Origin of the sequence: uncultured Roseobacter sp., from assembly GCF_947495025.1 — a bacterium.
GTDB lineage: Bacteria > Pseudomonadota > Alphaproteobacteria > Rhodobacterales > Rhodobacteraceae > Roseobacter.
On the sequence record NZ_CANLXG010000003.1, the window covers coordinates 311,023 to 336,413 of the forward strand.

The 25,391-nt window shown below is 57.9% G+C and carries 25 protein-coding genes and 1 pseudogene; 16 read left to right on the top strand and 10 right to left on the bottom strand.

What is annotated here, in order from left to right; all coding sequences use genetic code 11:
- The first annotated feature begins 47 nt into the window (after positions 1–47).
- Genes Q0792_RS15710 through Q0792_RS15770 form a run of 13 tightly spaced genes read left to right on the top strand, consistent with a single transcriptional unit; the run spans position 48 to position 10,472 of the window.
- Positions 48–626, top strand: a complete 579-nt coding sequence (locus Q0792_RS15710) for a lytic transglycosylase domain-containing protein (protein ID WP_298843833.1) — start codon at positions 48–50, stop codon at positions 624–626.
- On the top strand, positions 626–916 hold the full coding sequence (locus tag Q0792_RS15715) for a TrbC/VirB2 family protein (RefSeq protein ID WP_298842840.1): 291 nt from the start codon (positions 626–628) through the stop codon (positions 914–916). The genes Q0792_RS15710 and Q0792_RS15715 overlap by 1 nt, the downstream gene beginning before the upstream one ends.
- Before the next feature lie 7 nt (positions 917–923).
- A complete protein-coding gene (locus tag Q0792_RS15720) occupies positions 924–1,202 on the top strand; it encodes a VirB3 family type IV secretion system protein (RefSeq protein WP_024096577.1) in 279 nt (92 codons plus the stop codon).
- Positions 1,192–3,558, top strand: coding sequence for a type IV secretion system protein B4 (locus Q0792_RS15725; protein ID WP_298842843.1), 2,367 nt, complete (start codon positions 1,192–1,194; stop codon positions 3,556–3,558). The genes Q0792_RS15720 and Q0792_RS15725 overlap by 11 nt, the downstream gene beginning before the upstream one ends.
- The gene (locus Q0792_RS15730) at positions 3,551–3,709 is read left to right on the top strand and encodes a hypothetical protein (protein WP_298842846.1); all 159 of its coding nucleotides are present in this window, start codon (positions 3,551–3,553) and stop codon (positions 3,707–3,709) included. Before Q0792_RS15725 ends, Q0792_RS15730 begins: the two co-directional genes overlap by 8 nt.
- A 46-nt stretch (positions 3,710–3,755) precedes the next feature.
- The gene (locus Q0792_RS15735) at positions 3,756–4,850 is read left to right on the top strand and encodes a lytic transglycosylase domain-containing protein (protein ID WP_298842852.1); all 1,095 of its coding nucleotides are present in this window, start codon (positions 3,756–3,758) and stop codon (positions 4,848–4,850) included.
- Positions 4,847–5,626, top strand: coding sequence for a type IV secretion system protein (locus Q0792_RS15740; protein ID WP_298842855.1), 780 nt, complete (start codon positions 4,847–4,849; stop codon positions 5,624–5,626). Before Q0792_RS15735 ends, Q0792_RS15740 begins: the two co-directional genes overlap by 4 nt.
- A gap of 4 nt (positions 5,627–5,630) precedes the next feature.
- Complete coding sequence (locus tag Q0792_RS15745) at positions 5,631–6,281, top strand: virB8 family protein (RefSeq protein WP_298842858.1); 651 nt, start codon at positions 5,631–5,633, stop codon at positions 6,279–6,281.
- Positions 6,282–6,284: 3 nt separating this feature from the next.
- Positions 6,285–6,980, top strand: coding sequence for a TrbG/VirB9 family P-type conjugative transfer protein (locus Q0792_RS15750; RefSeq protein ID WP_298842862.1), 696 nt, complete (start codon positions 6,285–6,287; stop codon positions 6,978–6,980).
- Complete coding sequence (locus tag Q0792_RS15755) at positions 6,973–8,286, top strand: TrbI/VirB10 family protein (protein WP_298842865.1); 1,314 nt, start codon at positions 6,973–6,975, stop codon at positions 8,284–8,286. The genes Q0792_RS15750 and Q0792_RS15755 overlap by 8 nt, the downstream gene beginning before the upstream one ends.
- Positions 8,287–8,288: 2 nt before the next feature.
- The gene (locus tag Q0792_RS15760; protein ID WP_298842868.1) at positions 8,289–9,284 is read left to right on the top strand and encodes an ATPase, T2SS/T4P/T4SS family; all 996 of its coding nucleotides are present in this window, start codon (positions 8,289–8,291) and stop codon (positions 9,282–9,284) included.
- The gene (locus Q0792_RS15765) at positions 9,277–9,453 is read left to right on the top strand and encodes a DUF4177 domain-containing protein (protein WP_298842871.1); all 177 of its coding nucleotides are present in this window, start codon (positions 9,277–9,279) and stop codon (positions 9,451–9,453) included. Before Q0792_RS15760 ends, Q0792_RS15765 begins: the two co-directional genes overlap by 8 nt.
- Before the next feature lie 20 nt (positions 9,454–9,473).
- Entirely contained in the window at positions 9,474–10,472 is a 999-nt protein-coding gene (locus Q0792_RS15770; protein ID WP_298842874.1) for a type IV secretion system protein, read from the top strand.
- A 106-nt stretch (positions 10,473–10,578) separates the two neighbouring features.
- Here the strand turns inward: Q0792_RS15770 and Q0792_RS15775 are convergent, their stop codons facing one another.
- From Q0792_RS15775 to Q0792_RS15820, 10 genes and pseudogenes are all read right to left on the bottom strand, one after another.
- Positions 10,579–11,649 (bottom strand): hypothetical protein, encoded by a 1,071-nt coding sequence (locus Q0792_RS15775; RefSeq protein ID WP_298842877.1) that lies wholly within the window; start codon positions 11,647–11,649, stop codon positions 10,579–10,581.
- Between the two features lie 83 nt (positions 11,650–11,732).
- Positions 11,733–12,632, bottom strand: a complete 900-nt coding sequence (locus Q0792_RS15780) for a hypothetical protein (protein ID WP_298842880.1) — start codon at positions 12,630–12,632, stop codon at positions 11,733–11,735.
- A 126-nt stretch (positions 12,633–12,758) separates the two neighbouring features.
- Positions 12,759–14,651, bottom strand: coding sequence for a type IV secretory system conjugative DNA transfer family protein (locus Q0792_RS15785; RefSeq protein WP_298842883.1), 1,893 nt, complete (start codon positions 14,649–14,651; stop codon positions 12,759–12,761).
- Positions 14,644–16,452, bottom strand: coding sequence for a relaxase/mobilization nuclease domain-containing protein (locus Q0792_RS15790; protein WP_298842885.1), 1,809 nt, complete (start codon positions 16,450–16,452; stop codon positions 14,644–14,646). Before Q0792_RS15790 ends, Q0792_RS15785 begins: the two co-directional genes overlap by 8 nt.
- On the bottom strand, positions 16,439–17,029 hold the full coding sequence (locus Q0792_RS15795) for a hypothetical protein (protein WP_298842888.1): 591 nt from the start codon (positions 17,027–17,029) through the stop codon (positions 16,439–16,441). Before Q0792_RS15795 ends, Q0792_RS15790 begins: the two co-directional genes overlap by 14 nt.
- Positions 17,030–17,203: 174 nt before the next feature.
- Complete coding sequence (locus Q0792_RS15800; RefSeq protein WP_298842891.1) at positions 17,204–17,485, bottom strand: hypothetical protein; 282 nt, start codon at positions 17,483–17,485, stop codon at positions 17,204–17,206.
- Positions 17,486–17,507: 22 nt separating this feature from the next.
- A pseudogene (locus Q0792_RS15805) lies at positions 17,508–17,696 on the bottom strand (hypothetical protein); the annotation flags it as partial.
- Positions 17,693–17,896, bottom strand: a complete 204-nt coding sequence (locus tag Q0792_RS15810; protein ID WP_054463963.1) for a hypothetical protein — start codon at positions 17,894–17,896, stop codon at positions 17,693–17,695. The gene Q0792_RS15810 and the pseudogene Q0792_RS15805, both read right to left, overlap by 4 nt.
- The gene (locus tag Q0792_RS15815; protein ID WP_298842898.1) at positions 17,893–18,201 is read right to left on the bottom strand and encodes a hypothetical protein; all 309 of its coding nucleotides are present in this window, start codon (positions 18,199–18,201) and stop codon (positions 17,893–17,895) included. Before Q0792_RS15815 ends, Q0792_RS15810 begins: the two co-directional genes overlap by 4 nt.
- A 624-nt stretch (positions 18,202–18,825) precedes the next feature.
- A complete protein-coding gene (locus tag Q0792_RS15820; protein ID WP_298842903.1) occupies positions 18,826–19,704 on the bottom strand; it encodes a zincin-like metallopeptidase domain-containing protein in 879 nt (292 codons plus the stop codon).
- Positions 19,705–20,288: 584 nt separating this feature from the next.
- Here Q0792_RS15820 and Q0792_RS15825 point away from each other — a divergent pair.
- Genes Q0792_RS15825 through Q0792_RS15835 form a run of 3 tightly spaced genes read left to right on the top strand, consistent with a single transcriptional unit; the run spans position 20,289 to position 25,386 of the window.
- Positions 20,289–21,185 carry a WYL domain-containing protein gene (locus tag Q0792_RS15825; protein WP_298842906.1) on the top strand — a complete coding sequence of 299 codons (897 nt, stop codon included), beginning with the start codon at positions 20,289–20,291 and terminating at the stop codon, positions 21,183–21,185.
- The gene (brxF, locus tag Q0792_RS15830; RefSeq protein WP_298842908.1) at positions 21,182–21,640 is read left to right on the top strand and encodes a BREX-3 system P-loop-containing protein BrxF; all 459 of its coding nucleotides are present in this window, start codon (positions 21,182–21,184) and stop codon (positions 21,638–21,640) included. Before Q0792_RS15825 ends, brxF begins: the two co-directional genes overlap by 4 nt.
- Before the next feature lie 14 nt (positions 21,641–21,654).
- On the top strand, positions 21,655–25,386 hold the full coding sequence (locus tag Q0792_RS15835; RefSeq protein ID WP_298842911.1) for a DUF6079 family protein: 3,732 nt from the start codon (positions 21,655–21,657) through the stop codon (positions 25,384–25,386).
- Positions 25,387–25,391: the final 5 nt, after the last annotated feature.

The window sequence follows — 25,391 nt, forward strand, 5'->3', positions numbered from 1 at the left end:
CAGCATTCCTTGCTGCCCCTGCCTATTCTGAAGGCTTCGTGCTTTCCATGCGGGTCGATGGCCAGCTAGAGACCAAATCCCCCCAATCAGGCTTTGCACAAAGCTACGTCGACGGGATTGGCGCAAACCCGCCAGAGCTGATCGTTTTTGCAGCGCCTGAGCCTGAGGCATCGCCTCCTACACCCGCCCGCGTAGTTCCCCGCCCCGAAATCCTCGCAGCACTTGAAAGCACCGCGCATCGCTATGGCGGGCACCCGGCGTTGCGTCGCGCGGGTCTGTCGGTGACGGAATGGCAGGCCCTCTTCCAAGCCAATATCGAGATTGAAAGCGCCTATCGCCCGAATGCGCGTAGTTCCGCAGGGGCGATTGGCCTCGGGCAGTTGATGCCCACGACAGCCGCGCAGCTCGGCGTCGATCCGCATGATTGGCAGGCCAACCTCGACGGGTCCGCCCGCTACCTTCTGATGATGTTGGCACAGTTCGGCACGCCCGAACTCGCGCTTGCCGCATACAACGCAGGGCCTGACGCGGTCGCGCGCTATGGCGGCATCCCTCCCTACCAAGAAACCCAAAATCACGTGCGCCGCGTCATGGCTGTGCGTGACCGACTGACTGGAGCCTCCTGATGCACATTCATTTCCGCACGATCCTGTCGCTGGCTCTGGCCAGCTTGATGATTGCCAACCCCGCCTTTGCGCAGAGCATCGACCTCTCGCCGGTGCAGAACCTGTTGCAAGGTATCGTCGACACGATCACCGGCCCCTTGGGTATTGTCATCGGCACCTTGGCCTTGATCGGTGTGTTCCTCTCCTGGCTCTTCGGCATTCTGGATTTCCGCCAAGCCCTTTGGGTGCTGGTGGCCATTGCGGGCATCGCAGCGGCACCGACCATCGTGACCGCGATCTGGGGCGCGTAAACCCGGCATGGCAACGCAAACCCGCCTCTTCCTCGGTCTGATCCGGCCGCCAAAGCTCATCGGCTTGCCGATCATGTATGCCATGGTGTGGCTCTTCGGGTTTGTGTTGCTGTTTCTCTGGGTCCAGAGCTGGCCGGTGATCATCATCGCCGCTCTGGCCTATCCCGCGCTGTGGAAAGCAGCCGATTGGGATCCGGCCTTTCTTGAGGTGATGGTCACCGCGTTGCAGGAAACGCCGCCCACTCCGAACCGCAAGATCCATTCGGGGGACAGCTATGCTCCGTGACCCCTCGGATGATCTTGAAACGCTGCCGGACTGGGCGCGTAAAGAGCGCCCGATGGCCAGCATGCTGCCCTATGTCAGCCTGGTGAATGATGTGACGATCCGCACGCGCGGCAATGCATTGTTCCAGTGCATCCGCCTTGATGGCGTCAACAGCATAACCAGCGATGACGCGCATCTGGAGAAGGTCCGCGCGCTCTTCGCGGCGATCATCGCACAGATTGGGCCGGAGTACAGTTTCTACGTCCACAAGGTTTCAAAAGCGATCGAGACCGTCTTGCCGCCGGTGCCAAATGAAGGATTTGCACAAGCGCTGGATACCCGCTGGCAGCTGGCCATGGCGAGGGCAGGTCTGCGGGACAAGACGCTCACGCTCACCGTGCTGAAGCGTCCGCCCCTCGGCGCACGGCTGCGCCTGAAGCGTTCAGACTCAATCGCACAGATGAAAGACCAGACAGCCAAACAACTGCGCAAGCTCGAGGAGGTCGTTGGTTTTCTGCTGTCGTCCTTTGCAGAGATGAACCCGCGCCTTCTTAGAGCCAAATGCGGCGAACTGCTGGGTTTCCTCGGGGCGCTCAACATTGGTCAGGAACTGCCGCTCTTCGCAAAATCCCGCTTTGGCGTCATCGCAGAAGATGTAGCCAACACCCGCGTCACGTTTCAGGGGCGAGGTTTTGCGCTGGACGATGGGACGGCGGGCAAGCGGTTTGGCACCAGTTTTGCGATCAAGACCTATCCCGCCAAAACCAGCTGCACCATGTTCGATGAGCTGAACCTGCCTGTCGACATGGTGGTCACGCATTCTTTCACGCCGATCAACAGCAACATCATGGCAAGCCGGATCAAGCGCCAGCAGCGCCTGATGAAGGCCAGCGATGATGGGGCAATTTCTCTCGCAGAAGAACTGGTCGACGCGCTCGATGATCTTGAATCCAAGCGCCTCAGCTTTGGTGATCATCACATGACGGTGACGGTTTTCGCCGAGACCGAGGAAAAGCTGGAAGCAATCGCCGCCGAAGTGCGCAACATAGCCGCCAGTGAAGGCGTCAATCTGGTGAATGAGAGCTTTGCGGCTCGGACCCATTATTTCGCGCAGCATCCGGGCAATGGGCAGATGCGCAGCCGCAAGGCCGCCATCACCAATACGAATTTTGCCGATCTCGCAGCGCTGCATCGCGGTCAACTTGGGAAACCTGGTCACCAAGTGCCTTGGGGCAAGCCAATCACCCTGTTCCCGACGCCTGAACGCTCGGGCTTCCTGTTCAACTATCATGAGACGGGTCAGCCGGACAAAGAGCCGACGGGCGGGCACACCTTGATCCTCGGTCGTCCTGGCTCTGGCAAGTCGGTATTGTCGGCCTTCCTCATGACCCAAGCCCGTCGCTGCGACGCGCGCGTGTTTGTCTTTGACTATCGCGCAGGCATGGAAATGGCGGTGCGGGCCAATGGCGGGCGCTACAGCGCCATCAAGGCAGGTGAAGCAACCGGTCTGAACCCGCTGCGCACCGAAATCGACGGGCGCGGGCAAGCCTGGCTTTCTGATTGGCTGGCAACACTGCTGCATCGCACCGACAAGCCCCTGAGCCCTGTTCAGATTAATCGGATCCAAGAAGTGGTGCGCCAGAATGCCGGTGCCAGCGATGCCGCCCTGCGCAACTGGCAGGATTTGGCCTCACTCTTTGTCGCTGGGGCGGATGAAGGCGATCTGTTTGAGCGGATACAGGAATGGACCGCAGATGGCCGCTATGGCTGGATCTTCGGTCAAAGCGCTGAGGATACCTTCTCGCTCGATGGTGATGTCGTGGGGTTCGACCTGACCGGTATTCTCGACAGCGAAAGCGAGAAAGAGCGCATGGCGGTCCTCTCCTACCTGTTTCGGCGGGTGGAACGCGTGATCGAGGACCGCAAGCCGACGTTGATCATCATCGATGAGGCCTGGAAGGCACTCGACAACCCGTATTTTGCCGACCGGCTCAGCAACTGGCTGGTTACGGCACGCAAACAAAACGCGGTTGTCGTGATGATGACCCAATACGCAAGCCAGCTTGAGAAAACCCGCACGGGGAAGACGATTATCGAGGCCGTGCCGACGCAGCTCCTGCTTCCCAACATCCGCGCTTCGGCCAGCGATTACACCATGCTGGGGCTCACTGAAAAAGAGCTCAGCGTTCTGCTCGGCACCGGCAGCAACTCCCGTTTGGCGCTGGTGCGTGATGATCAAGGATCGGTCGTGATCGATGCCGATCTGAGCGCCCTTGGACCCTACCTCACTATCCTTGGCGGCATGGAAAAAGGAGAAGCGCTGGTCGGCGCGGATTATCGCCAGAACCCAGTTTTTTGGAGACAGATTGATGCGTAGAATTTGCGTGCTGACCCTCACACTTTTGACCCTGACAGCCTGCGCGGAATACCGGCCCTCTGAAGCCGAATGCTTCAGCTCCTTTGCCGAGGTCAGCCGCAGCAACTGCAATTTTGAACTGCTTGGGCCAATTGGTGGTCTCGGTGAGTAGGCACCGCCTGCATATCTTTGCGGGCTTGATGTGGTTCGCCACGCCAATGGCCTATGCCCAAGGCGTGCCGACCTTTGATGCGGGCATGTTCCTGCAGCGTGAGCGCGTGTTGCAGCAGGGCGAACAAGATCTGGCGCTGCAGCGGGATCGGCTGACCAAAGAAGAAGAGCTCGAAGAGCTCGAACAAGAACAACTCCAGGCGCTGGAAGACATCCTCAATGCCACGACGTTGGCCAGTGGGAACTCAGGCGCACTGGTCGCTAGTTTGGAAGCTGGTTCATCGCCTGAGAGCGCCGCAGAGACGCTTTACGGTCCGGTCGACCCAAACCCCGGCGCGGAACAGATGTTCGGCGATGCATCCGGCTCGATCGAAGAGCTGATCATTCGGGCCGCGCAAGAAACGCACCATATGTCCGGCGTGCGCGCAGCGGGTCTGTCGCCCAAGCAGTGGCGCTGCCTAGTGCAGGCGCTGATCTGGCAGGAAAGCCGCTTTACCATCGGCGCGCGCTCACCTGTTGGCGCATTCGGCCTGACCCAGATTATGCCCGGCACGGCGCAGGACCTCGGGATTTACCCGGCCTACTACGAAAACCCCTATATCCAAGTCACGGGCGGAGCGCGCTATCTGGCGCAAATGCTGGCCATGTTTGACGGCAACATCATTCACGGGCTGGCCGCCTACAATGCAGGTCCCGGCAACGTGCAGCGCTACGGCGGCGTGCCGCCCTTCACTGAGACCCAACACTACGTTCAGGTGATCCCCGAGCGCTACAATCTCTACCTTGCCCGCGTCGGCGGCGTCGATGCGCTTGGCACCATCGATCCGGTTCTCCTCGCCAACTCCACAATGAGCCTCACCTCTTTCGGCGCAGGGGTCTATGGCGATTATTCCATGGTATCGGTGCAAGCGGCCGCGCTGCGCGTGCAGGACATCATCACCCGCATTGGCGAGACAGATGACATACACGCGGCCGTGTCGCTCAACACCTATGCGCGGGCCGAGCTCGCTCGCCTGATCGCAATTCGCACGCGCCTCAAAGCCGCTCATACCGGCACCCTAGGGGCTGCCGAGCTGACCATGGCAGCCGCGCAAGCCCGTGAGCAAGACTTCATGCAATTCGATCTGGAGGTACTCCGATGATCCGCTTTCTTTCTGCCGTAGCCGCCTGCGCTTTGATGGTTGCCTCACCCCTTTCTGCCCAAGGCGTGCCGACGGTCGACACGCGCAACATCGCCCAGGAAATTCGCCAGCTGCAGCAGATGCTGGAGGATTTTGGGATCCAGACCGACCAGCTCGACACGCTTCTCGAACAGCTTGACTTAGTGCAACAGCAACTCGACACGCTCAACGAGACCTACGCGGCTCTGACCGGCGCGACAGATATCATTGAAATGGCCATGGGTGGTGATCTCGACGGGCTTCTCGATCAGGAGTTCGGCGATCTCCTTGGCACCATCCGGCAGATCCAAAACGGTGACTTCAGTGGCCTGATCGGCAATGCAGCCCCTGAAATGGAAGGTCGCATGACACAAGCCTTGGAGGATGCAGGCTTTGACCAAGACAGCCTGTCCGACATGGCTAGCAGTGGCAATCCGGGGGCCGAGCGTATCGCCAGTCAGGCAAGCACCGGGGCGGTGATGTCGGCGGCCGCTGAGAACAGCTATGAAGAGGCCGCGCAGTCCCTCGAACGGGTCGAACAGCTGGTCTCGCTGATCCCGGACATGGAAACGCTCAAGGAAGCCGTCGATCACAACACCCGCGTCACAGCCGAACTGGCCATTGCCATGACGCGCATGTGGGAGCTCGAAGCCATTCAAACCGTTGGCGCGGGCCAATCTGGCGTGGTGGATGCCGCCACGCTGGCCGAAGAGCGCCGCTACATGGACTTCACCCTGCCAGAGCTTCGCGCGGACTGACCCCATGAACAGCGAGGCCGAAAACATCGAAGAAGAGCTCGTCTACGGCGCAAGACGACGCGAGCTTTTGTGGCAGAAACTGGGGCTGACAGGCATGGCGTTTGGCATGACAGGCTGCCTCGCCGCTGCCCTCGTGGCCCTGTTCGACGTGGACCCGCCGCCCATGATCGTGCCCTTTGATAGCGAAACCGGCATGGCCCTCCCCAATGCCGTGGTTGAAGCGGTCTCACTCACGGAACGCCCCGCTATCATCGAGGCACAGGTCTACCGCTATGTCATTGATCGAGAGACGTACAATCAGCTCGACAATGATGTGCGGGTGCGGCGGGTCCTGGACCAGTCGGACGGCGCGGCCGCTGCAGGACTGCGCGCGCTTTGGACAAGTGGCCATGAGGCCTATCCGCCGGACAGCTATGGCACAGATGCCCGCCTTGATGTGGAAGTTTTGTCGATCACGCACATCAGCGCCAATCGTGCCCAAGTGCGCCTACGCAAGCGCCTTAACTCGCCGCGCGGCAGTCAAAACGGGCTCTTCAGCGCCACGCTGATGTTTGAGTTTCGGCCCGAGAACAGCCGGTCGATCGACGATGTCTGGCAGAACCCTTTCGGCTTCACCGTCACCGAATACGCGATCCGCTCGGATCGTTTGGAGTAACCAATGCGCCGCCTGTTCCTGATCCTCACCCTCATTGTTCCGCTTGCTGGCACCGCCTATGCGGAAACGCAGCCGCGCCAAGGCCCCTATGACGCCCGCGTCAGACTGGCTACCTATCAGGATGGACAGGTCTACCGCATCCGCACCAGCCTGACCCATGTGACCAGCATCGAGTTTGGCCAAGGCGAGACCATCCGCTCAATCATTGCAGGCGACACTGAAGGCTTTCTTCTCGACGGTGTGCCCGGCGGTCAGGCCTTCGCGATCAAGCCGGTTTCGCGCGGCGCGCATACCAACATCACCGTCTACACCAACCGACGCAGCTATTATTTCAATGTGACCGAGGCAAGTTCACCGACCTTCTATGTCATCCGCTTCACCTATCCTGAGGCGGCCCCTCAGCAGTCTCGAGTTGCCGCAAGTCAGCCCGCAAACCATGCCTATGGCGTTAGCGCGCGATCCGAGATCACACCACAAGAAATCTGGGACGACGGCACATTCACCTATTTCCGCTTTGCCGCGAATGCGCCGTTGCCCGCGATCTTTCGATGGTCTGCTGGAAATGAGCGGAGCGTGAACGCGCTCACGCAGCCAGACGGCGTGATCCGCGTGTCAGGTGTTAGCGATCGATGGGTTCTCAGGCTCGGCGAGGATGAAATCTGCGTCCAAGAGATGAGCGAGGTAAGCCACGATGAGTGAGACAGCTGAGCTGAGGAAACGCCTCGAAGCACTTGAAGGAAAACCACAAAATCGAAGATCTCGGCCGTCTGCTAGCACGATTGCCCTAGGCATTGCGGCAATCGCGGCTCTTGGTGGCCTCTTGCTGCTGTTCTCTGGCAGCTCTGAACCCGACAGCCTGGAAACCGCGTCCCCTGATGAGTTCCAAGCGGCGGGTCTGGGCTTTGGTGCGCTTGAGCCCACGCCTGCACCGATAGAAACAACCCCGTCGCCGGAGCCGCAAGCAGACAGCGAAACAGAAGAGCTGCGCGCGCAAATGGACGCTATGCGGTCCGAGCTTGAAGCGCTGCGCAACGCACCTGCACCTCAGGCCCCTGCCGTCGACACGGAGGCGCTTGATACCTTAGGCGCAGAAATCGACGCGCTGCGCAGCGAGGCCGCAGCGACGCAAACCGCCCTGCGCGAAGAGTTGGAAGAACGCGCACGTCAGATACAGCGACTGCAGAACGATCTGGAGCTTGCGCGCCTGGAAACCCCGCGCACGCCCGCAACAACCGGCCCCACGGCCGAGGAGCTGCGTCTGCAAGAGCTCGAGCGGCGGCGGCAAGCCGAACTTGAGGAACTCCAAGCCCGTATCACCAGCCCAATTATCGCCTTTGGCGGTTCGAGCAGCAGCAACACGGAAACCGCAGCACAGCAGCGGCGGCTTGATGGCGACACAGAGTTTGTCCGCAATGGTGCTGAGCCAGCTGAGGTGACGCAGGCCCAGTTGATCGTGAATCCGTCAAACACAGTTGTTCAGGGCACGATGATCCAGGCCGTGCTCGAGACAGCGATCGACAGCTCGCTCGCCGGTCAGGTCCGCGCGATGGTGTCTGAAGATGTCCACGCCTATGACGGCTCACGGGTTCTGATCCCGCGCGGCGCGCGTCTGATCGGGAGGTATCAATCCGGTCTCGATATCGCACAGCAACGCGTGACCATCGCTTGGGACCGGATCATTCTGCCCAGCAACCAGACTGTTGAAATCAGTGCCTTCGGTGGTGATGAACTGGGCCGCTCCGGCACAACTGGCTTTGTCGATAGCCGTTTTGGCACGCGGTTCGGGTCAGCGGCCCTGATATCGCTGATCGGAGCCTTGCCCGCCGTGGCCGCCCAAAACACCGAAGATGAGATTGCCTCGGATGTGCTCGAGGGCATTGGCGAAGACCTTCAGGACAGTGCGCAAAGCGTGATCGGCGAATATTTATCTGCATCGCCCGTGATCTATGTCGATCAAGGTTCCCGCGTCACCGTGATGGTCGACCGCGATCTGGAGATTTTTTGACCATGGCGGCCAGCTATCTGCAAAGCTCGATGGACAAGATCCCCGAGGCGCGTGACCCCAAGCTGATCGAGCTTTGCATCAACCCCGACGGCACGCTGTGGGCCGAGTTTCAGGGGGATCACTTTATGCGGCGCGTCAATCGACAGCTCTCGCCGAACGAAATCAAGGACCTTGGCAATCAGATTGCGTCAGCCGCGAACACCACGCTCAGCCGGACCAAGCCTATCGTCTCGGTCAGCATCACCTATCGCGACCGCCCCATCCGCGCGCAAGTCATACAGCCTCCGGCCGTTGATGGCGGTTACGCGATTTCCCTTCGGTTCTTTGCTGACCTGCCGCTGGACCAGATCAAGCTGTCCTATCTCTTCGGCAAAGAGCGCAGCAACGAGGGGGCAAGGCTCAAGCGCAACGCCGAACTGCGCAATGTCGTGGCCAGCGGCGACATCGACGCTGCGATCAAGTTCTGCGTAACCCATAAGCTCAATATGATCGTGTCCGGCGGAACCTCGACCGGCAAGACCGTCACGGCGCGCAAGATCCTCTCCTTTGTGCCCGCGGACGAGCGGATCATCACCATCGAAGAAGCCGCCGAATTACGTCCAACGCAGCCAAATGTCGTCACACTAATGTCTGACCGCGACGAAGCCACGCGCAGCGCTGATGTCCTGCTGACCTCTACCCTGCGGATGCGGCCGGACCGTATCGTCCTGGGCGAAGTACGCGGCAAAGAGGCCATGACCTTCCTCGAGGCCATTAACACCGGCCATGGTGGCTCACTCACCACGCTGCACGCTGAAACGCCTCAGCTGGCTGTCCAACGTCTCGCCATCGCCGCCCTGAAAACCGACGTGCCCATGACCTACCAGGACATGAACGACTACATCACCCGCTCGATCGATGTGATCATCCAAGCCGGTCGACATGAAGGCGCGCGCGGCATCACCGAATTCTACCTGCCGATTGATCCGGCCCATTCGAAGGAAACAGCCCATGTTTGAATACAAGATTGAACTGATCAACACCGCCAAAACCAAGCCACCGAAGATCGAAGCACAGCTGAGCGCTCTTGGCAAAGACGGCTGGGAGTTGGTCTCGGTCGTGCCGGATTTTGACGGCGAACATATCCTGAAGGCCTTCATGAAACGTCGCACCGGCGCGAGCGCCTAAAGTAGACCGAGGAAGATCCGATGGGCGTCGTCACCTGGATGGTAGAAACAACCGACAACTTTCTGGACGACGCTGCCCAAACCACCTTTGGCAACGTCGCTGGTCAGCTTGGCGGTGTCATTGCGGTGGCCTCGACGCTCGCCGTGATCGGCGTCTTCCTCAATATGGTGTTACAGTACAAATCCATGGATGGGCGGACCGCCTTCTGGTTCGCCCTCAAACTGATGCTGATCTCCCTCTTCGCGATGAACTGGATCCAATTCAACGCAGTAGCCAGCGCCCTTATCAACGGGCTCGACCAGCTCGCGGGCGGCATGGTGGCAGGGCTTGGCGGCGGCGGTGCAGGTGCATCCTACTTTGCCGGGGCCTTTGACGACCTCATCGAAGAATTTGGTGACTACCTGAACGCGGCCGGTGACAACATGCATTGGATGGCCGGAGCCCTGATCGGCGCGATTGGTGCGTTCCTCCTCGGCGTCATCGGCGCGCTCTGCGGCCTGGTCCTGATTTTCGCGAAGATCATGCTGGCGTTCATGATCGGCATCGCCCCAATCATGATCGCGCTGTCGCTGTTCGACGTCAGCAAGGACTATTTCCACCGCTGGCTGTCCAGCACTGTGTCCTACGCGCTCTATCCCCTCGTGATCGCGGGCGTGTTTTCCACCGTCGTGGGAATGTCGCGCTCGCTCATGACCGAACTCGGAGACCCCTCTGGCGCAAGCAACATTGGCGCGCTGGTGCCTTTCTTCATGATGATGTTCCTCGCAGGCGGCATGATCATCGCGACCCCGCTGATCGTGCGCTCAATCTCAGGCAATTTTATGATGGCTGGACCGCCAAGCATTCCCGGTCCCGGCGGTTTCGTCAAAGGCTTGATCGGCACCAAAGGCTCACGGGCACGGGCGCGGTTCGGGACAAGGTCGAATGCTGAGATCGCAGGGGCTGGCATACGTCAGGCAGGTGGCGTGACTGTTTCGATGGTTCAAAGGGTAGCTGACCGGGCGAAACGGTTGGAGTGAGGGTTTTAGGCCCTACGGAACTTTGCGAACGGTCATAGACGCGGCACCGAAGTTTACTACAAGCAAACTATTGCATACTTAACTGGCGTTGCCAGAACGCGAATAATCAAGATCTTTTTGCCGAGAACTTCACGAAGGCTCCGATTTCACCTGCAGCATTTAGAGCTTCATGAACTTCCTTATGGCGATCAAAATAAGCAGATGGATCGGTCCATATTGTTGGCATTCTCTCGTCGATAGTTCTTAAAGAAAGGCGTGTGTCATCTAAAACTCGGTGTATAGCAGTTGGCAGTATCGCGTTTAAATGATTGTCCTGATGAAAGAATCGCCGTCTTCCAGCAGCAGTCAAAATCCTGCCCGCATCATGATCTGGAATTAGCAAGAACCTAGCTTGCACGGTTGAATCCACCGCGTGCTCGTAAACTCTGGAGAAGTGATCCAAGGTACCATTATGAACGGTCTCATCACGAAGAACCATCAACATTCTCAAATCATCGGTTTGGTTGGTAAGAGCCGTATCTTTTGCCAACTTGATCTTTCGCCACCCTCCGAAAGTCACACTCGACGTGTTGAGGCGACCGGTAACTTTTTTACCGTCCATCGCCGACAATTCGGCTATATATTTACTAAGAAAATCGAGGAAGCTTATGACTTTCTCGATACAATAGCTCAATCTCTCCCATATCCTATGGCAAGTCGGGGAAGTCAGGTTTCGATAGTGTTCACCGCCATGGGACTGAACCGCCAGTGGCACCTTCTCTTCCAAATTTTCGTTAGAAAGCAATTCATAAGCATCCCCAAGGCTGATGATCACATGTTTGAGCATATTCTGGGCAGCATGATTGTACCCCCTAACAGAATAGTAGAAGATCAATTTTTGGGCATCGCCTGAAGCGGACTTGAAGAAGTCGTTGAATTGATCTCGACCTGCACGTGCCTCTGGGTCGAGTCCAGCCTGCAAAAGATCAAAATCAAAAGTGGCCAGGGCGTCCCAAAAACCCAAAGGATCAGAGAAAAGGCGTTGGAGCAACTTCAAATTAATATCCTCGAGCGAGGACATTATTTCATCAACTGGTAAGCTCGGATTATTTGAAATCCATATCCCATCCAAAGTTTTCTCAAAGTACCCAGTTGATGGCCGGTCTACTGTTTTTCGACCGTAGAAATCTATATACATTGATTGTAATTCCTTACGGCCCTCTGCGTTACTTTTATGGAAAGACAAGGAGTAGCACTTAGCGAACGGACAGTCAGATCATATCAAACTTTCTGCTCTGCAGCATCTACCGCCAAACCAATTTCGATGGCCTTCGAGTAAAGAGAGTTCAGATCGCGGCTTGAAATCCCTACTAAGAACTCGGAATGATCTTTGGATCCATGTCCTGCCTTTCTTGCTTCCATCAGAATAAAGTCTTCGGCTGCCCTTGCGCCAGCGACTGTAGCAAATTGACTCGATGATCTTTCGGACCACTTCGCTTCCCCTTGGCTCAGGCGACGATACCGATTTAGATCTTCAATTCTTTCTGCAGCTTTCCCTGAGCCGATTTTGAAGGTCAATCCGTGGGCGTCGTAGATTTGTGCGATGTACAGATGCCTGCCAGGATCCACACTTGCGGATGCGCGCATCCCGGCCTTCTGGCGCCAAGGACGCCGAAGCGAGCCTTGGAATGGTAACTTTTCAGTAGCCTCTTCTCTAACCTGTTCACGGACACTGAGCGACATAAGTCGGCCAATCTCCTCTGGCCTCATCTCGTGGATGCTCGCTGCGCCTTGCATGCCCTTGTCGGCGTGGTCCGGGATCAGCGTATCGTTGCTTTCTTGCTCGATGAAAACCCATGTACGCGACACTGCAATACCAAAAGGCCAACGAAACCGCCCATCTCCCTCCCTGTAATGCTCGGGCAGTCGTTTCCCGTCTGGTCTCAGGGACTCGACATCGACCTCCTGAATAGGATCAGCAATCTCTACAGCACCGGCAAGTCGTCCGCGCAGCATGGGATCGGACTCTTTTGCGTCGCTAGTGAGAAAGACAACGATGTCGCCGGGTTGGAGGTAGCGTAAGATACGACGCCGCGTGCCTTCGTGGCTCAGCGCCAGCGCATCGTATTCAGGGACGTCAGGCGCACCCCAGGTCTTGGTCCAATAGTACCGGCGGCTCATGCTATCATTCTCATTTTCTAGTGATCGCATGGTAATCATTCGATTGGCGAAAGCCAGAAAAGACAACGTATGCGCACCGCTCGACTGGTATTTTCCAAAGGCGCAGCGTATGGTCGCTTTCCGGTTTTATCCTCCAGCTGCATCCTTCATAAATCTTTCCACACGTTCAGTTCCTGCCTGATAGTCACCCAAACTAGGCTTGTCACCGGACGATACTCCACGCGATTCATCGACTAAGCCATCAACTTCCTCGCGCCGCTTCCCACCACCTTCAGCGCCATCACCTGAAACCGCTCTCGGCATCTGAAGCGCCCCAATCTTTGCCTCCAGCGCCTTGATCTGCCCTTGCAGCCCGCATATTTGATCCCCGGCCGAGGGATATGGGAGATCGCCTGCCTGCTTATCAAAGATCTGCTTAAAGAACCGGTCATCATAGTATTTGATCCGCTTGGCGCGCACGGGCATTTGCGCGTCGACGACCAGAACGATGTCATCAAGATCCATGCGCCGCGCTTCATCCTCGGGTAGCAACGCAGTTTCCTCGGTCCGTTCGGACATGCTGCGCCCGGCGAAAGGGTTTCGGCCGACGGAACGCGAGCGGGTCACAACGCGCTTGGTGGTTTTGCCGACGGCTTTGCTGAGCTCTTCGATAGTCTTTTCATCCGAGGGGGTCAGGTAGAGCTTGATGCCCGCGTTGCCCTGCAAGGCACGGCGGGCGTTTTCACCGTAAATTTCATCAAGCGCAGGAATGGTCTGAGTGACGATCGCAAGATTGGCTCGGTACGATCGCAGGGTTTCAATGCTGTCCAGAACGATCGGCATTTTGCCCAGGCGGTTGAACTCATCGAGCATAATCATCACCGGCCAGGGTTCGTCCTTGCCGGGTTCATGATCCTGAAGCGATGCCAGCAAATCCGAGAAGAACAAGCGGATCAACGGCGCGAGGGGTTTCACCATGAGCGGCTCGACCACGAGATAGACAGAAAACGGCGCTTTTCGGATGTCGCGAAAATCGAAGTCTGAAGTTGCTGTTGCACGGTCGATGGCGGGGTTGGACCATTGCTTGAGGCCTGAGGTCATCAACAGTGACAGGTAGGACGTCAGCGTGTCATTGTTGGTCGAGGCCATGCGCATGAAGATCAGCTTGGCGGCTGGATTGACCACTTCATCGGCGCGGCGGCGATACTCCTTCTGCTTGTCCCCGCCTGATGCGGTGATGCGGTAGATCTCGCCCAGGGTCGGCCGCTTTCGCTCAAAGGCCAGAAGCCCTGCCGCAACAAACAGATCGATGCCGCCATCGAGAAGCCCTTGGACGCGGTCGGTATCTGCTTGCAGGAACAACGAAGCCAATAGCTGCAGCTCCATTTGCTGGCGGTCGACGTTTTCGAGCGCCGATATCCGCAGCAAGGGATTGTAGCGGTGCGAGCGGCCATCCTTCCAGTCAGTCGGCGCGAACCGGAACACCTTGTCGCCCTGCGCAGCCCTGTGGCGGGCCGTTGCCTCGAAGTTCTCGCCCTTCACGTCCAGAACCACCGCACTGCCCTGATAGGTCAGAAGGTTCGGGATAACGAACCCCGTCGTTTTGCCGCGTCCGGTCGGGGCGACGATCAGGGCATGGGGAAACACCTTGGACATCACGAAGGGTTTACGACTCTTGGGCTTGCCCATTTTGCCGAGGACAAAGCCGTGGCCGGGCTTTCCGAAAAAGCCGTTCCGCCTCATCTCGGACATCTTCTGCCAGTGGGTTTCCCCAAATTTGGTCAGCGCATCGTTCATCAAGACCGCACTGAGCAAAACACCGGCACCAGTGCTGATCCCCACGATCAAATGAACAATCTGCATATCGGCCGGATGGGTCATTCGAAGAACCCCATAGCTGCGTGCCAGCATCAAGAAATCGATGTCCGCCCCAACCCCGAACCAGCGGAACGTCAGAAAGGCCGACGCCAAAACATACCCCAACACCGCGCCCAGAAGAGCAAAGCTCATGACGCCGAGTGCGATCCGCGCCTTACCCATGCGTCACGCCCTTTTCGCCATCGCTATCGACATGCCGCTCGCGTCGGGCGTCTATTTCTTCATTGGCGATCTCGTCGAGGACGTGCTCCATTGCCACGCTGCTCGCCAGAGCGGCATCGCTCTGCAGATAGGCTTTGGCCGCATAGAGCCGATCCAGGCGGTCTTCGATATGTTCCTCCAGCGCGGTCTCATCGCCAATCGCCAAGTCAAGGGTGTTTTCTTCACCGGCCAGATCCTCCAGTTCGGCCCTCAAGGTCTCGCGCTCCAGATCGCTGCGGAATGGATCTGCGGTTGGGTCTTCCCTCAGACGGCTCAGGATATCAGAGGTGGTCGGCGGAAGCTGGTCGATAATGGCTTCCTGCCGGTCAGACTCCGCCGATCCGCTGTCTTTGAGAACCTCAGCATCTGCCAACACACGGCCCAGATCACTGTGCACCTGGTCAAGGCGGTCGATCGCTTTCTCCAGCTCATCGGCGCGTGACAAATCAAAGCCGTCCTTCTCGGTAATCGCCTTCAAATCCTGTCCAAGCCATTGCCGTTCCAGCGCGGCATTGCCCGCGCCGATTTCGACGCGGCGCGTCACCTCTTGCGCGTCAATGCCGGTGCCTTTCAAAGCCTGCTGAAGACGTTCTGCCAGAGCTGGATCCTGCAAAGCGCCTTGAGCCTCGGCCTGAATATTCGCGGCCGAATAGATCCCACTTCGGGAGGCGTCCTCGAGCAAGGTGTGGGACTGCGTTCCCATGGGGCTCAGATGTGACAAAGAGCGATAGATGTCGTTCAGCTCATGCTCGAGCGCCGCGCGCCGCTCTACCGGGGCATCCGCCACAATGCGTTCGGCCTGGTTGATCTTGTCGTGGAAGGCATCCACGACAAGATCAAACGAATGCTGTTCTTCGGCCATGCCATATACCTTTCCATCTGCTTCTATCGATTTGCCCTGCGCCAAAAGCACCGCGGCCTTGTCCAAGGCAGCTGCAATGTCATGCTGGTTCTCGCGCGAGGCCTCGGCAGCCAGGCCGCGATATAGCTGCGCGTTCTGCGCCACCTCAGCCAAGGCACGGTCAAGCTCTGGCCCCACGCGCTCACGCTCAGCCAGCTTCTGGCCCGTGGCTTCCGCGCGACGCTGTTCTATATCGCTTGGCCTCTTCGTCGTGATCCCGCGCTCAAGCTTTCGGGTCGCCTCAAGCCGCAGCCCATAGCGGTCCGACACCTCCACCATCGCCTCGCGAAAGCTGTCGTAGTTGAAATGGTGCCCTTCCTTTAGAAAGAAGAACTCGCCGTCCTTGCTGCGCCGGTTGAGAACAATATGGGCGTGCGGATGGTCCCGGTCCTCATGCACGGCGGCGGTGTAGTCAAAATGGCTGCCTTCGCCCTGAAAGAACCGCTCGCAAATCTCGCGCGTGATCTCGGCGACATCCTCTCCGCGCGTGCCAATTGGGAAGGCCATCAAGAGATGCGAGGTATGCCCCAGCTTGGGATGAAAGCCCTCATTCCACTGCGCTGAAAACCGGCGTGTGACCTGCTCGATCTCTTTGGCTGACAGAACGCTTTGGCCGTCATAGGTGCCACGGCTGTCGATGATATAGCTCGACTTGGTGGTCAGGTATTCCAGCTGGTTGCGCAGCTGCGCTTTGTTGTGGGTGCCGCCGTCGCGAATGGCTTTGAAGATCGCGGGTGAATGGCCCATGGAGGCGCGCGCCATTTGCTTGGCACGGGCACGCGGCACGCTGCCGCGAATGCGGCTCCAGTCGCGATCGAAGAAGGCCTCCTGCGCGGCGGCAACGGCGCTATTCCGGGCCATCGGCAAAGCCTCCCAGAACGCGAGCAACCTCGCCAGACAGCGCACTTCGGCGGCGCTGCGCCATGTCTTGGACTTGATCAGCGATATCGAAGATCAGCCCGGCCAAAGCGCGCACCTGGCCATGGGCAGAATTGCCATAGGGTGGCGTTTTACCCTGGCGCTTTGCCTCATTCAGACGCTGCGCAATTTGGTTGATATTGTTGCCGGTGCGATTGAGCGAGGCCGATAGCCCCTGCATCTGATTGGCCAGTTCATCGTCAGGAACGAAGAGATCGTTTGACGCATGAATGAGTCGCCGCAGCCCCTCCGCCCGGCTGGTGATATCATGCCGCGTCAGGACCGCATCAAAGCTCGCAAGCTCCTTTGGCGTCAGCCGGACATTCACCAGTTCGGAGCGCACACGCGCATCAAGTTTGCGGCTTTGATCGGCCTTCAACGTGTAGAAGATGCTGCGGGTCGTGACTCTGAATTCATGGGCCAGATCCTCGATTGGCACACCTTCGGCACGCTTGCGCACGATGGCAAAACGCTGGTTCTGCGTCAGTCGCTTGTGCCGTGGTGCGCGCGGTCGGCCCATGTGAAGTAATCACCCCTATTTCTTGCCAGCATCATACAGGCAGCCCTGTTATGGCATTTCGACATAATTGATTCAATATTATAATATTGCATCAACTGCCTGTATTCCGTTTGGAGCAGCCATAGGCTGCGAACGCCGGGCAAAGCACGGCTACATGCGCAAGGCATGGCACCACTAATCGTGGTTCCATACCTCAGCATCGCCAAGCAATTGCAGCGCTATTGCGCGGGCCGCGCGTTCAGCGCTGGCATAGGTTTGATGATCGGGCAGCTCTTGCAGATCAAAGGGCTGTTGCGGGTCGTCCGGAGTCTCAACTCGGACATAGATCGCCCAGCCATCAATCAGTTCCGGATCATCACAATACTCCTGACCGCCGTCGGGCAGATTGCAAAACCCATGTAGGTGCACACTGGCGCGACCCTCTCGGGCCGCCTGCCTGATGTCAGAGTATTTCATCGCAAACCTTGGCGCTTTCACCGACGAAAAATTCGTCAGGCTCGCCGTTCAGGCGGGTGCCATCCCGACTGGTCAAGCCGATAGCCGACCCGTTCCGCGTGAATGTGATGAGGTATTGCCCGAGGTCATCACGCGTCACCACATACCCGCTATTGACCCAGTGAACGCGGTTGCCCGCGTCCACTGCTGTTTTGATCTCTTCCAAGGTCATCGCAACGCCTCCTCAAGGATTGCGAGAGCCCCAAGACAATCGTCGATATAGGGCTGCTCCTCACCCTCCAGATCGTTCAGCTCCAGCCGGTTCAACACCGCGTAAAGCGTGGCGCGGGCCTCACGGGCGGCGCTTCGCAAGCTGACGGTATCTTCCAGACGCGCTGTCGCAAAATCATCACTGTGATAGTCAGGGATCATTGGATTTCTCCCGCCTTGTGCTTCCAACGCGGAGCGATGTCTTTGAACGGCACCGTGAAGGGCGGCAGCGCGTCAAAGCCGTTCGAGCTTTTGACCACCTTCACCTTGGCGCAATCATCCTCGACGCTGAGGATCTCGACGTAGAGCACGCCGCCCAAACCCGACGGAACAACGATTTCCTTCAGCTCGTGCCGATGCTTCCCGCAATAGACGCAGGTGCTATAAAGCCCGTCGATGATGTGACCGCCGGTCGCGCGATCACAGTCGCAGGTCCAGAATTTCGGGGGCTGATATTTGTGAGCCATTTGTGGCCTCCTCTTGGGTGCTGCGGTTGGGGCTTGCGCCCCCTTCCGCCGATGGGCTGCACACCGGCCAATCTGATCTGACCGAATACGCATGTATTCGGCGGAACAGAGTGGGTGGGGGCACAGCCCGACCCACGGCCCAGGAGCGTCCAGTCAATGGGTCAAAGCCAGCAACTGGTGCGGCCCGCAGCGCGCCTTCGCGCGAGGACACGGGTTGCAGGCTTTGACGACGCGCCCGCGCGGCGCTTGCCCATTGACGGGACGTGACAGGGATGTTGGGCGGACCAATCAATTGAAAGAAGCCTGAAGGAGGTGAGCGGGCTGAAAGCCAGTCGATCCTCCGCACAGTCCGTTTCTCAGAGAGGCCCGTGCGCAGCAGCACGGGCCACAATTTATCATCCCGATCAAAAATGCCTGCGCCCCGCCACGTGAGGCGGGGCGCAGGTGCTCAAAGCTCAACACCGGCTTTCAAGTTACCGTCCTGATCCAGCCATTTGCGCGCCTCTGCGCAGTCCAAGCAAATGCACGAACAACTGCCTTTCACGATGACCGGCGCGAGAAAGATCACTGGGTTTGACGCGCCGCATCTGCGGCACGTCATCGGGGGCAGGATTGCGGGGCCGCTCATGCTGCGGCCGCTTTCCATTGACCTGCGGCTGCTAGGACAAAATCGGCTGCCTTCTGCGCCTCGGACGCCGCGCGAAAAATAGCCCGCTTGTCCTCTTTGAGCGCTTTCAGCCACCCTTCGACATAAGCAGCGCTTTGACCGAACTCAGGCGCGACGCCAATCTGAGCACCAAGGAAGCAAGCGCCGATTTCCGCCACCAGCTCTTCAAAGGCATAGGCCTCTCGGTTCGCAAATTTCTTGATCCGCTCAAGCCGCTTTTCGCTACCGGTCCAGTGGATCACCTCGTGGGCCAACGTCCCATAGTAGCCTGTCGCATCATGAAACGTGGCAATTGGCGGCATGTGAATGTGGTCTTTGGCAGGGCTGTAGTAAGCACGGGGATCATCGCTGGTGAGGATCTCCGCCCCTGTCCGGCTGAAAAACGCCTCAAGCTCAGGATCTTCCGCCGTCCCAAGATCGCGCGGGGCCTCGGGTCGGATGTAGTACTCCTCCGGCAAACCTTCGATCTGATCGGCATTGAAGACGCGGTATGCGCGCGCATAGGGCAACTCTTCCTCGATGCCCAGCTCGTTCTCTCGGGTGAACGTCCCGTATTTGACCACGGTCGACGACGTTTCGCCTTTGCGGACTTGGCCGCCCAGCTCCTGCGCCTGTTTGTAGGTCATCCAGCGGCTGGACACATAGCCATGCTTTGCTGCCATGACCCAGAGCATCAGGATATTAATCCCGCGATACTCCTCGCCATTGTGTCGGGTCGGCAGGGCAATGCCCGACGCGCTCCCTGTCCACGGCTTGCGCCAAGGCGGCGTGCCTGCCTCGATCTCTGCAATAATGCTGTCGGTGACATGGGCATAAACATCAAACTTCGGTGCCATTTGTGGCCTCCTCGATCAAAGTGACGCGGGTGAGGCTTCGCGCCCCCTTCCGCCGATGGGCTGCGCCTCGGCCATCTGATCTGACCGAATACGCATGTATTCGGCGGAACAGAGTGGGAGAGGGCAAAGCCCGACCCACGGCCCTGAACGGGGCTGTCAATCGGCCACATTTGCGAAGAAAATGTCTGCGCCAAAATCAGACGCCAATTTGTCGCGCGAGGAATGGATCGCCCGCGAGACAGGGGAAATTGGTGGCTGATTTTGGGGGTGGACTAAGGTTGACCGCCACGGTCAGGGATGTTGGGCGGACCTAAATAAAGACGATTTCAGTATTGCAGGGAGGTTAGCAAAGCTGCCGATCCGCAATACTGCCACTCGCGCTTCAAAACCCACTGACGCCATGTGTAGACTTGCGCAAGCAATGCTTCCGAATAGACCACCAACCCTACAACCCTGTGATGTTCTAAACACCTGAAAAACACCAAAAACGGCCTTGTAATTGAGCAGCTGCAAAGCTAGCGTGGCGCCAGACCAAAAATTGTGCGCGCATAGTTTTCGTACGCATTTATTGCTGGGAGGCCATCTTGAAGAACGAAAAAACGGGACTTCGATGGGGAGTCGAGCAAAGGCTCGAATTTATTGAGTTTCGTCTTTTCTGGGAGGGGCATGTGAACCGGAGCGATTTGATGGATCAGTTTGGACTTTCGGTCAACCAAGCGTCCGCCGACCTGAACCGCTATATCGGCTTCGCCTCTGAAAACATGATCTACGACAAGAGTGCGCGGACTTACGTGCGAGGCAATGATTTCCAACCACAATTCCTGGAGCCTGATGCGAGCCGCTATCTAGCTCAGCTGCGGTCCGTGGCCGAAAATATTCTTGACCGTGAAGACTCTTGGATCGCCAATCTTCCGTCCTTCGCCTCTGCGCCCACGCCGGTCCGTGGAGTTGATCCGGTGACTCTTCGTTCCGTTGTGGGAGCGATCAGGCGGTCCGAACAGATAGAGATCCGATACCAGTCGCTTTCCAGTCCGGATCCGCGATGGCGGTGGATTGCACCTCATGCAATTGCCTTCGACGGATTTCGTTGGCACGCCCGCGCGTTCTGCCTAACCGACGGGTGTTTCAAGGATTTTCTTCTCTCCCGGATGATCGAGATTCGTGGATCGCGCGCGAGCGAGGCCTCGGCCGATGATGATCTTGACTGGAATTCGGAAGTCGTGCTTGAAGTCGCACCCCATCCCGAACTGTCAGAAACGCAGGCTAAGGTGATTGCCCTTGATTACGGGATGCGTGGCGGCAGCGCGAAGATCAAGGTGCGGCGCGCGTTGCTCTATTACGCGCTGAGGCGCTTGGGATTAGATACAGATCCCGCAGCGAGGCGCCCGCAAGACCAACAGATTGTCCTTATGAACGCCCCCGAAATCGGGCACTCAACACTGAGCGTCTCGGCACCTGTGAGCGGAGGCCTAAGCGGATGATCGGGGCACTTGAACGCGTTGTCGACGATCTTGCCGTGGTGAACAGCAAGCTATTGCTGCTGATCGGCGCACCAAATTCCGGGAAAAGCGACTTGCTACGCCAACTTGCTGGACGTCGAAAGCTGCACATCCTCAACATCGGAGCCGCCCTCGGACGTGAACTGCTCACAATCCCGCGTCCCCGGAGACACCTTCAAGCAGCCGACCTTCTGAAAGGGTTGGCGGATGAGTTCTCGCGGGAGGGACTTCTCCTCATGGACAATCTCGAACTCCTGTTCGATCAGGAGCTGAAGCTAAGTCCGCTCGATTTGCTCCGGCGGCACTCTCAGGCGCGACGCGTTGTTGCGGCTTGGCCGGGGACGCTCACAGACAACAGGCTGTCGTATGCAATGACAGGACATCCAGAATATCAGGACTACAGCTGTGATGGCGTGGTTCCGTTCAGAGTTAATTGAAAGGAAATATCGAGATGGCAATGCGTTACGGCGATCTCATTCAGTTTGAGCCCATTGAATCGGTTATTCAGCTTCTCGATGCAGATCGTCCTGACGAAGCCAAGAAGCTTGTGTCCACCTATGTCATCTCGGATGACATGGCCGAACGCATCGCCAAGCTCATGATCCCGCAGCTCTCCTTCGATGAGGCGGTGGACCACAAAGGCGTCTTGGTAGTCGGAAACTATGGCACTGGTAAGTCGCACTTGATGTCGGTGTTGTCACTCGTCGCTGAGGACGATGCCTATTTGCCGATGATCCAGCACCCCAAAGTGGCTGAAGCTGCAAAAACAATTGCAGGTCGTTTCAAGGTACATCGGATCGAGATTTCGAGTCAGATGTCATTGCGCGATATCATCACCCAACAGCTTGAAGTCTTCCTGGAAAAGCACGGTGTGAACTACACGTTCCCGCCTGCCGATCAGGTCATCAATAACAAGGCTGCGTTCGAGGAGATGATGTCGGCCTTTGCGGAGGTTCACCCGGATCAAGGTGTTCTCCTCGTCGTCGATGAGTTTCTCGAATACCTGCGATCGCGCAAAGACCACGAACTGGTACTCGACTTGTCCTTCCTCCGCGAGATCGGAGAGGTTACCAAACATCTCCGGTTCCGTTTCGTTGCAGGCGTTCAGGAAGCGATCTTCGATAGCAGCCGCTTCCAACATGTGGCGGATAGCCTGCGGAGGGTTAAGGACCGTTTCACTCAGGTTTTGCTGGCAAGACAAGATGTCAGTTTCGTTGTCGCGGAACGCCTCTTGAAGAAGTCCGCGGACCAGCAGGACAAGATCCGCGCCTACCTTGCGCCATTCTCGAAATTCTATGGTTCAATGAATGAGCGGATGGACGAGTATGTGCGTTTGTTCCCAGTACACCCAGACTACATCGGTACGTTTGAGCGCCTCGTGTTCACCGAGAAACGAGGCGCCTTGGTGACCTTGCGTGATCAGATCCAGGCAATCCTCGACGATGAAGTTCCTTCAGATCGGCCTGGTTTAATCGGCTTCGACAAGTTTTGGGACACTGTCGCAACAAACTCCGTTCTGCGCTCAGATCCGAATATCGGGCCAGTTCTCAAAGTTTCAGAAGTGCTTGCGGAGAGGGTCTCCAAGGCATTCACTCGTCCTGCATATAAGCCGATGGCGCTTCGCATCATTGATGGTCTTTCAGTCCATCGTCTGACGACGGGTGGGGACATCTATGTTCCCGTCGGACCGACGGCTGAGGAATTGCGCGACACGCTGTGCCTGTTTCAGCCGGGTATTGAAGACATGGGTGGCGACCCGTCCGACGATCTACTCACAGCAGTCCAGACCACGCTTCGAGAGACCCTCAAGACGGTAAATGGTCAGTTCATCTCCAAAGCGCCAGACACCGAGCAATATTATCTCGACCTGAAGAAAGACGTCGACTACGACGCGCAAATCGAGAAGCGGGCCGAGGCCCTCTCCGAGGATGCGCTCGATCGCGCTTACTACGGCGCCATTCGCCAGCTCATGGAGCGCACGGACGAGTCCAGCTACGTGACGGGTCACCAGATTTGGCAGTACCAGATCGAGTGGCAGGAACGCCGCGTTGAACGTATTGGCTATCTGTTTTTCGGCGCACCAAATGACCGGCCGACCGCTCAACCTGAGCGCGATTTCTATTTGTACTTCATTCAGCCTTTCGATCCCCCGCGTTTCCGTGACGAACAAAAGCCCGACGAAGTGTTCTTCCGCCTGAAATCGCCTGACGAAACGATCAAGCGATTGCTGAGCTTCTATGCGGCCGCGCAGGAGCTCGCATCTACGGCTAGTGGCGGTGCCAAGGGCGTTTATCTTGATCGGGTCCGCGACACGCTGCGCGAAATGAGCAAATGGCTGCAGGAAAGACAGCTGGAGGCATTCGAGGTCACCTTCCAGGGCAAGTCCAAGACACTTCGGGATTGGACAAAGGGCATTTCGCTCAGGGACAAGGCTCGCTTGGGGCCTGACGAGCGCATCAACTTCCGCGATGTCGTCAACGTGATCGCGGGGATCGCGCTGAGCAGCCGCTTCGCAGATGTTTCGCCTGAATACCCAACGTTCTCGGCGCTGGTGACGGAGTCCAATCGAAAGCAGCTCATTGGCAACGCGCTTCGTGCTTTGACCGGCAGCAGCCGTACGAAAGATGCTGTGATCGTCCTGGATGGCCTCGAAATGCTCGATGGTGATCGTATCGACCCAGTTCAATCTCGATACGCGCAAGAGGTTCTCGGGCGTCTGAAGGCCAAAGGTCATGGGCAAGTGCTCAATCGCAGTGAGTTGCTCGTTGGCAATGCGGATATCGAATATTTCAGCCCTGACAAATACCGGCTCGAGACTGACCTCCTAGTTACAGTGCTCGGTTCATTGGTCTATTCCGGTGACATCGTCCTGGCGATTACCGGGGACAAGATTGACTCCGGCAAGATCGGGCTGCTCGCTGGCCGTCCCCTCGATGATTTGAAGCAGTTCAAGCACATTGAAGCGCCGAAGGAAATCAACGTTGCAGTGCTTCGGTCACTGTTCGAGATGCTGGAGTTGCCGCCTGGTCTAGCGCAGCAGGCCACGCAAGGTTCGGACGAGCCGGTCAAGGCGCTTCAGGAGGAGGTCAGCAAACTCACCAAACGCGTGCTTGCGGCATCCACCGATATGGCGAACCGGCTGAGCTTCTGGGGTCAGCCTCTCCTGCGCGACGAAGAAATCAGCGACTGGAGATTGAAGCTCGACGAGCTCAAGGCATTCTCAGAAAAAATGTCGCCCTACAACACGGTCGGCAAGCTCAAGAACCTGCGCATTGGGTCTGACGACATCGCAGCCCAGAAGAAAAACCTCGACGTTCTGAACTCCGTCGAGGGGCTCATCAGCCTGATCGGTGAGCTCGGGAACACGGCAAGCTACCTTGGTCAAGCCGAGATGGTGCTACCGTCTGACCACGCATGGGTGAAGCAGGCCCAGGATACGCGCAAACAGGTTCTCGACGCATTGTCGGAAAGCCGCACTGGACAAAACGGATCCGAGCACCGGCAGACGCTCGCAAAGCTCAAAAAGGACTATGTGGCGGCGTATGTCAGCCTGCACAGCAAGGCACGGCTCGGGGTGTCTGAGGACAAGACAAAAACCGCGCTGCGCAAGGACTCCCGTCTCGTCGCCATGCGGGTTTTAGCGAATATTTCGCTGATGCCGACAAGTCAGCTCACCACCTTCGAGGAGAAGCTCGACAAGTTGAAGAGCTGCGCCTCGCTGATCGACTCCGAACTCGCGGCCAGCCCGGTTTGTCCGCACTGCAGCTTCCGCCCAGCGAACGAGCAAGGCGATATGTTGCCCGCCGCCAATGTGCTCAAGCAGCTCGATGATGAGCTCGATCAGCTGCTGGACGGATGGGTGCAGACGCTTCGAGACAACCTCGAGGATCCAATCATCCAGTCGAACTTCGAACTGCTCAAGGAAGGCTCGCGCAAGATCGTCACCAGCTTTGTCGACAGCAAGTCGTTGCCTGATCCGGTCACGCCCGAGTTTATCAGCGCTGTGCAAGAGGCGCTTTCCGGCCTCGACAAGGTCGTCGTTTCGGGTAGCGACATCCGGCAGGCCCTGCTTCAGGGTGGATCGCCCGCGACACCCGAAGACCTGCGCAAGCGGTTCGAGGCGTTCCTGAACGATCGCTGCAAGGGCAAGGACGCCACAAAACTGCGCTTTGTGGTGGAGTGAGGGAC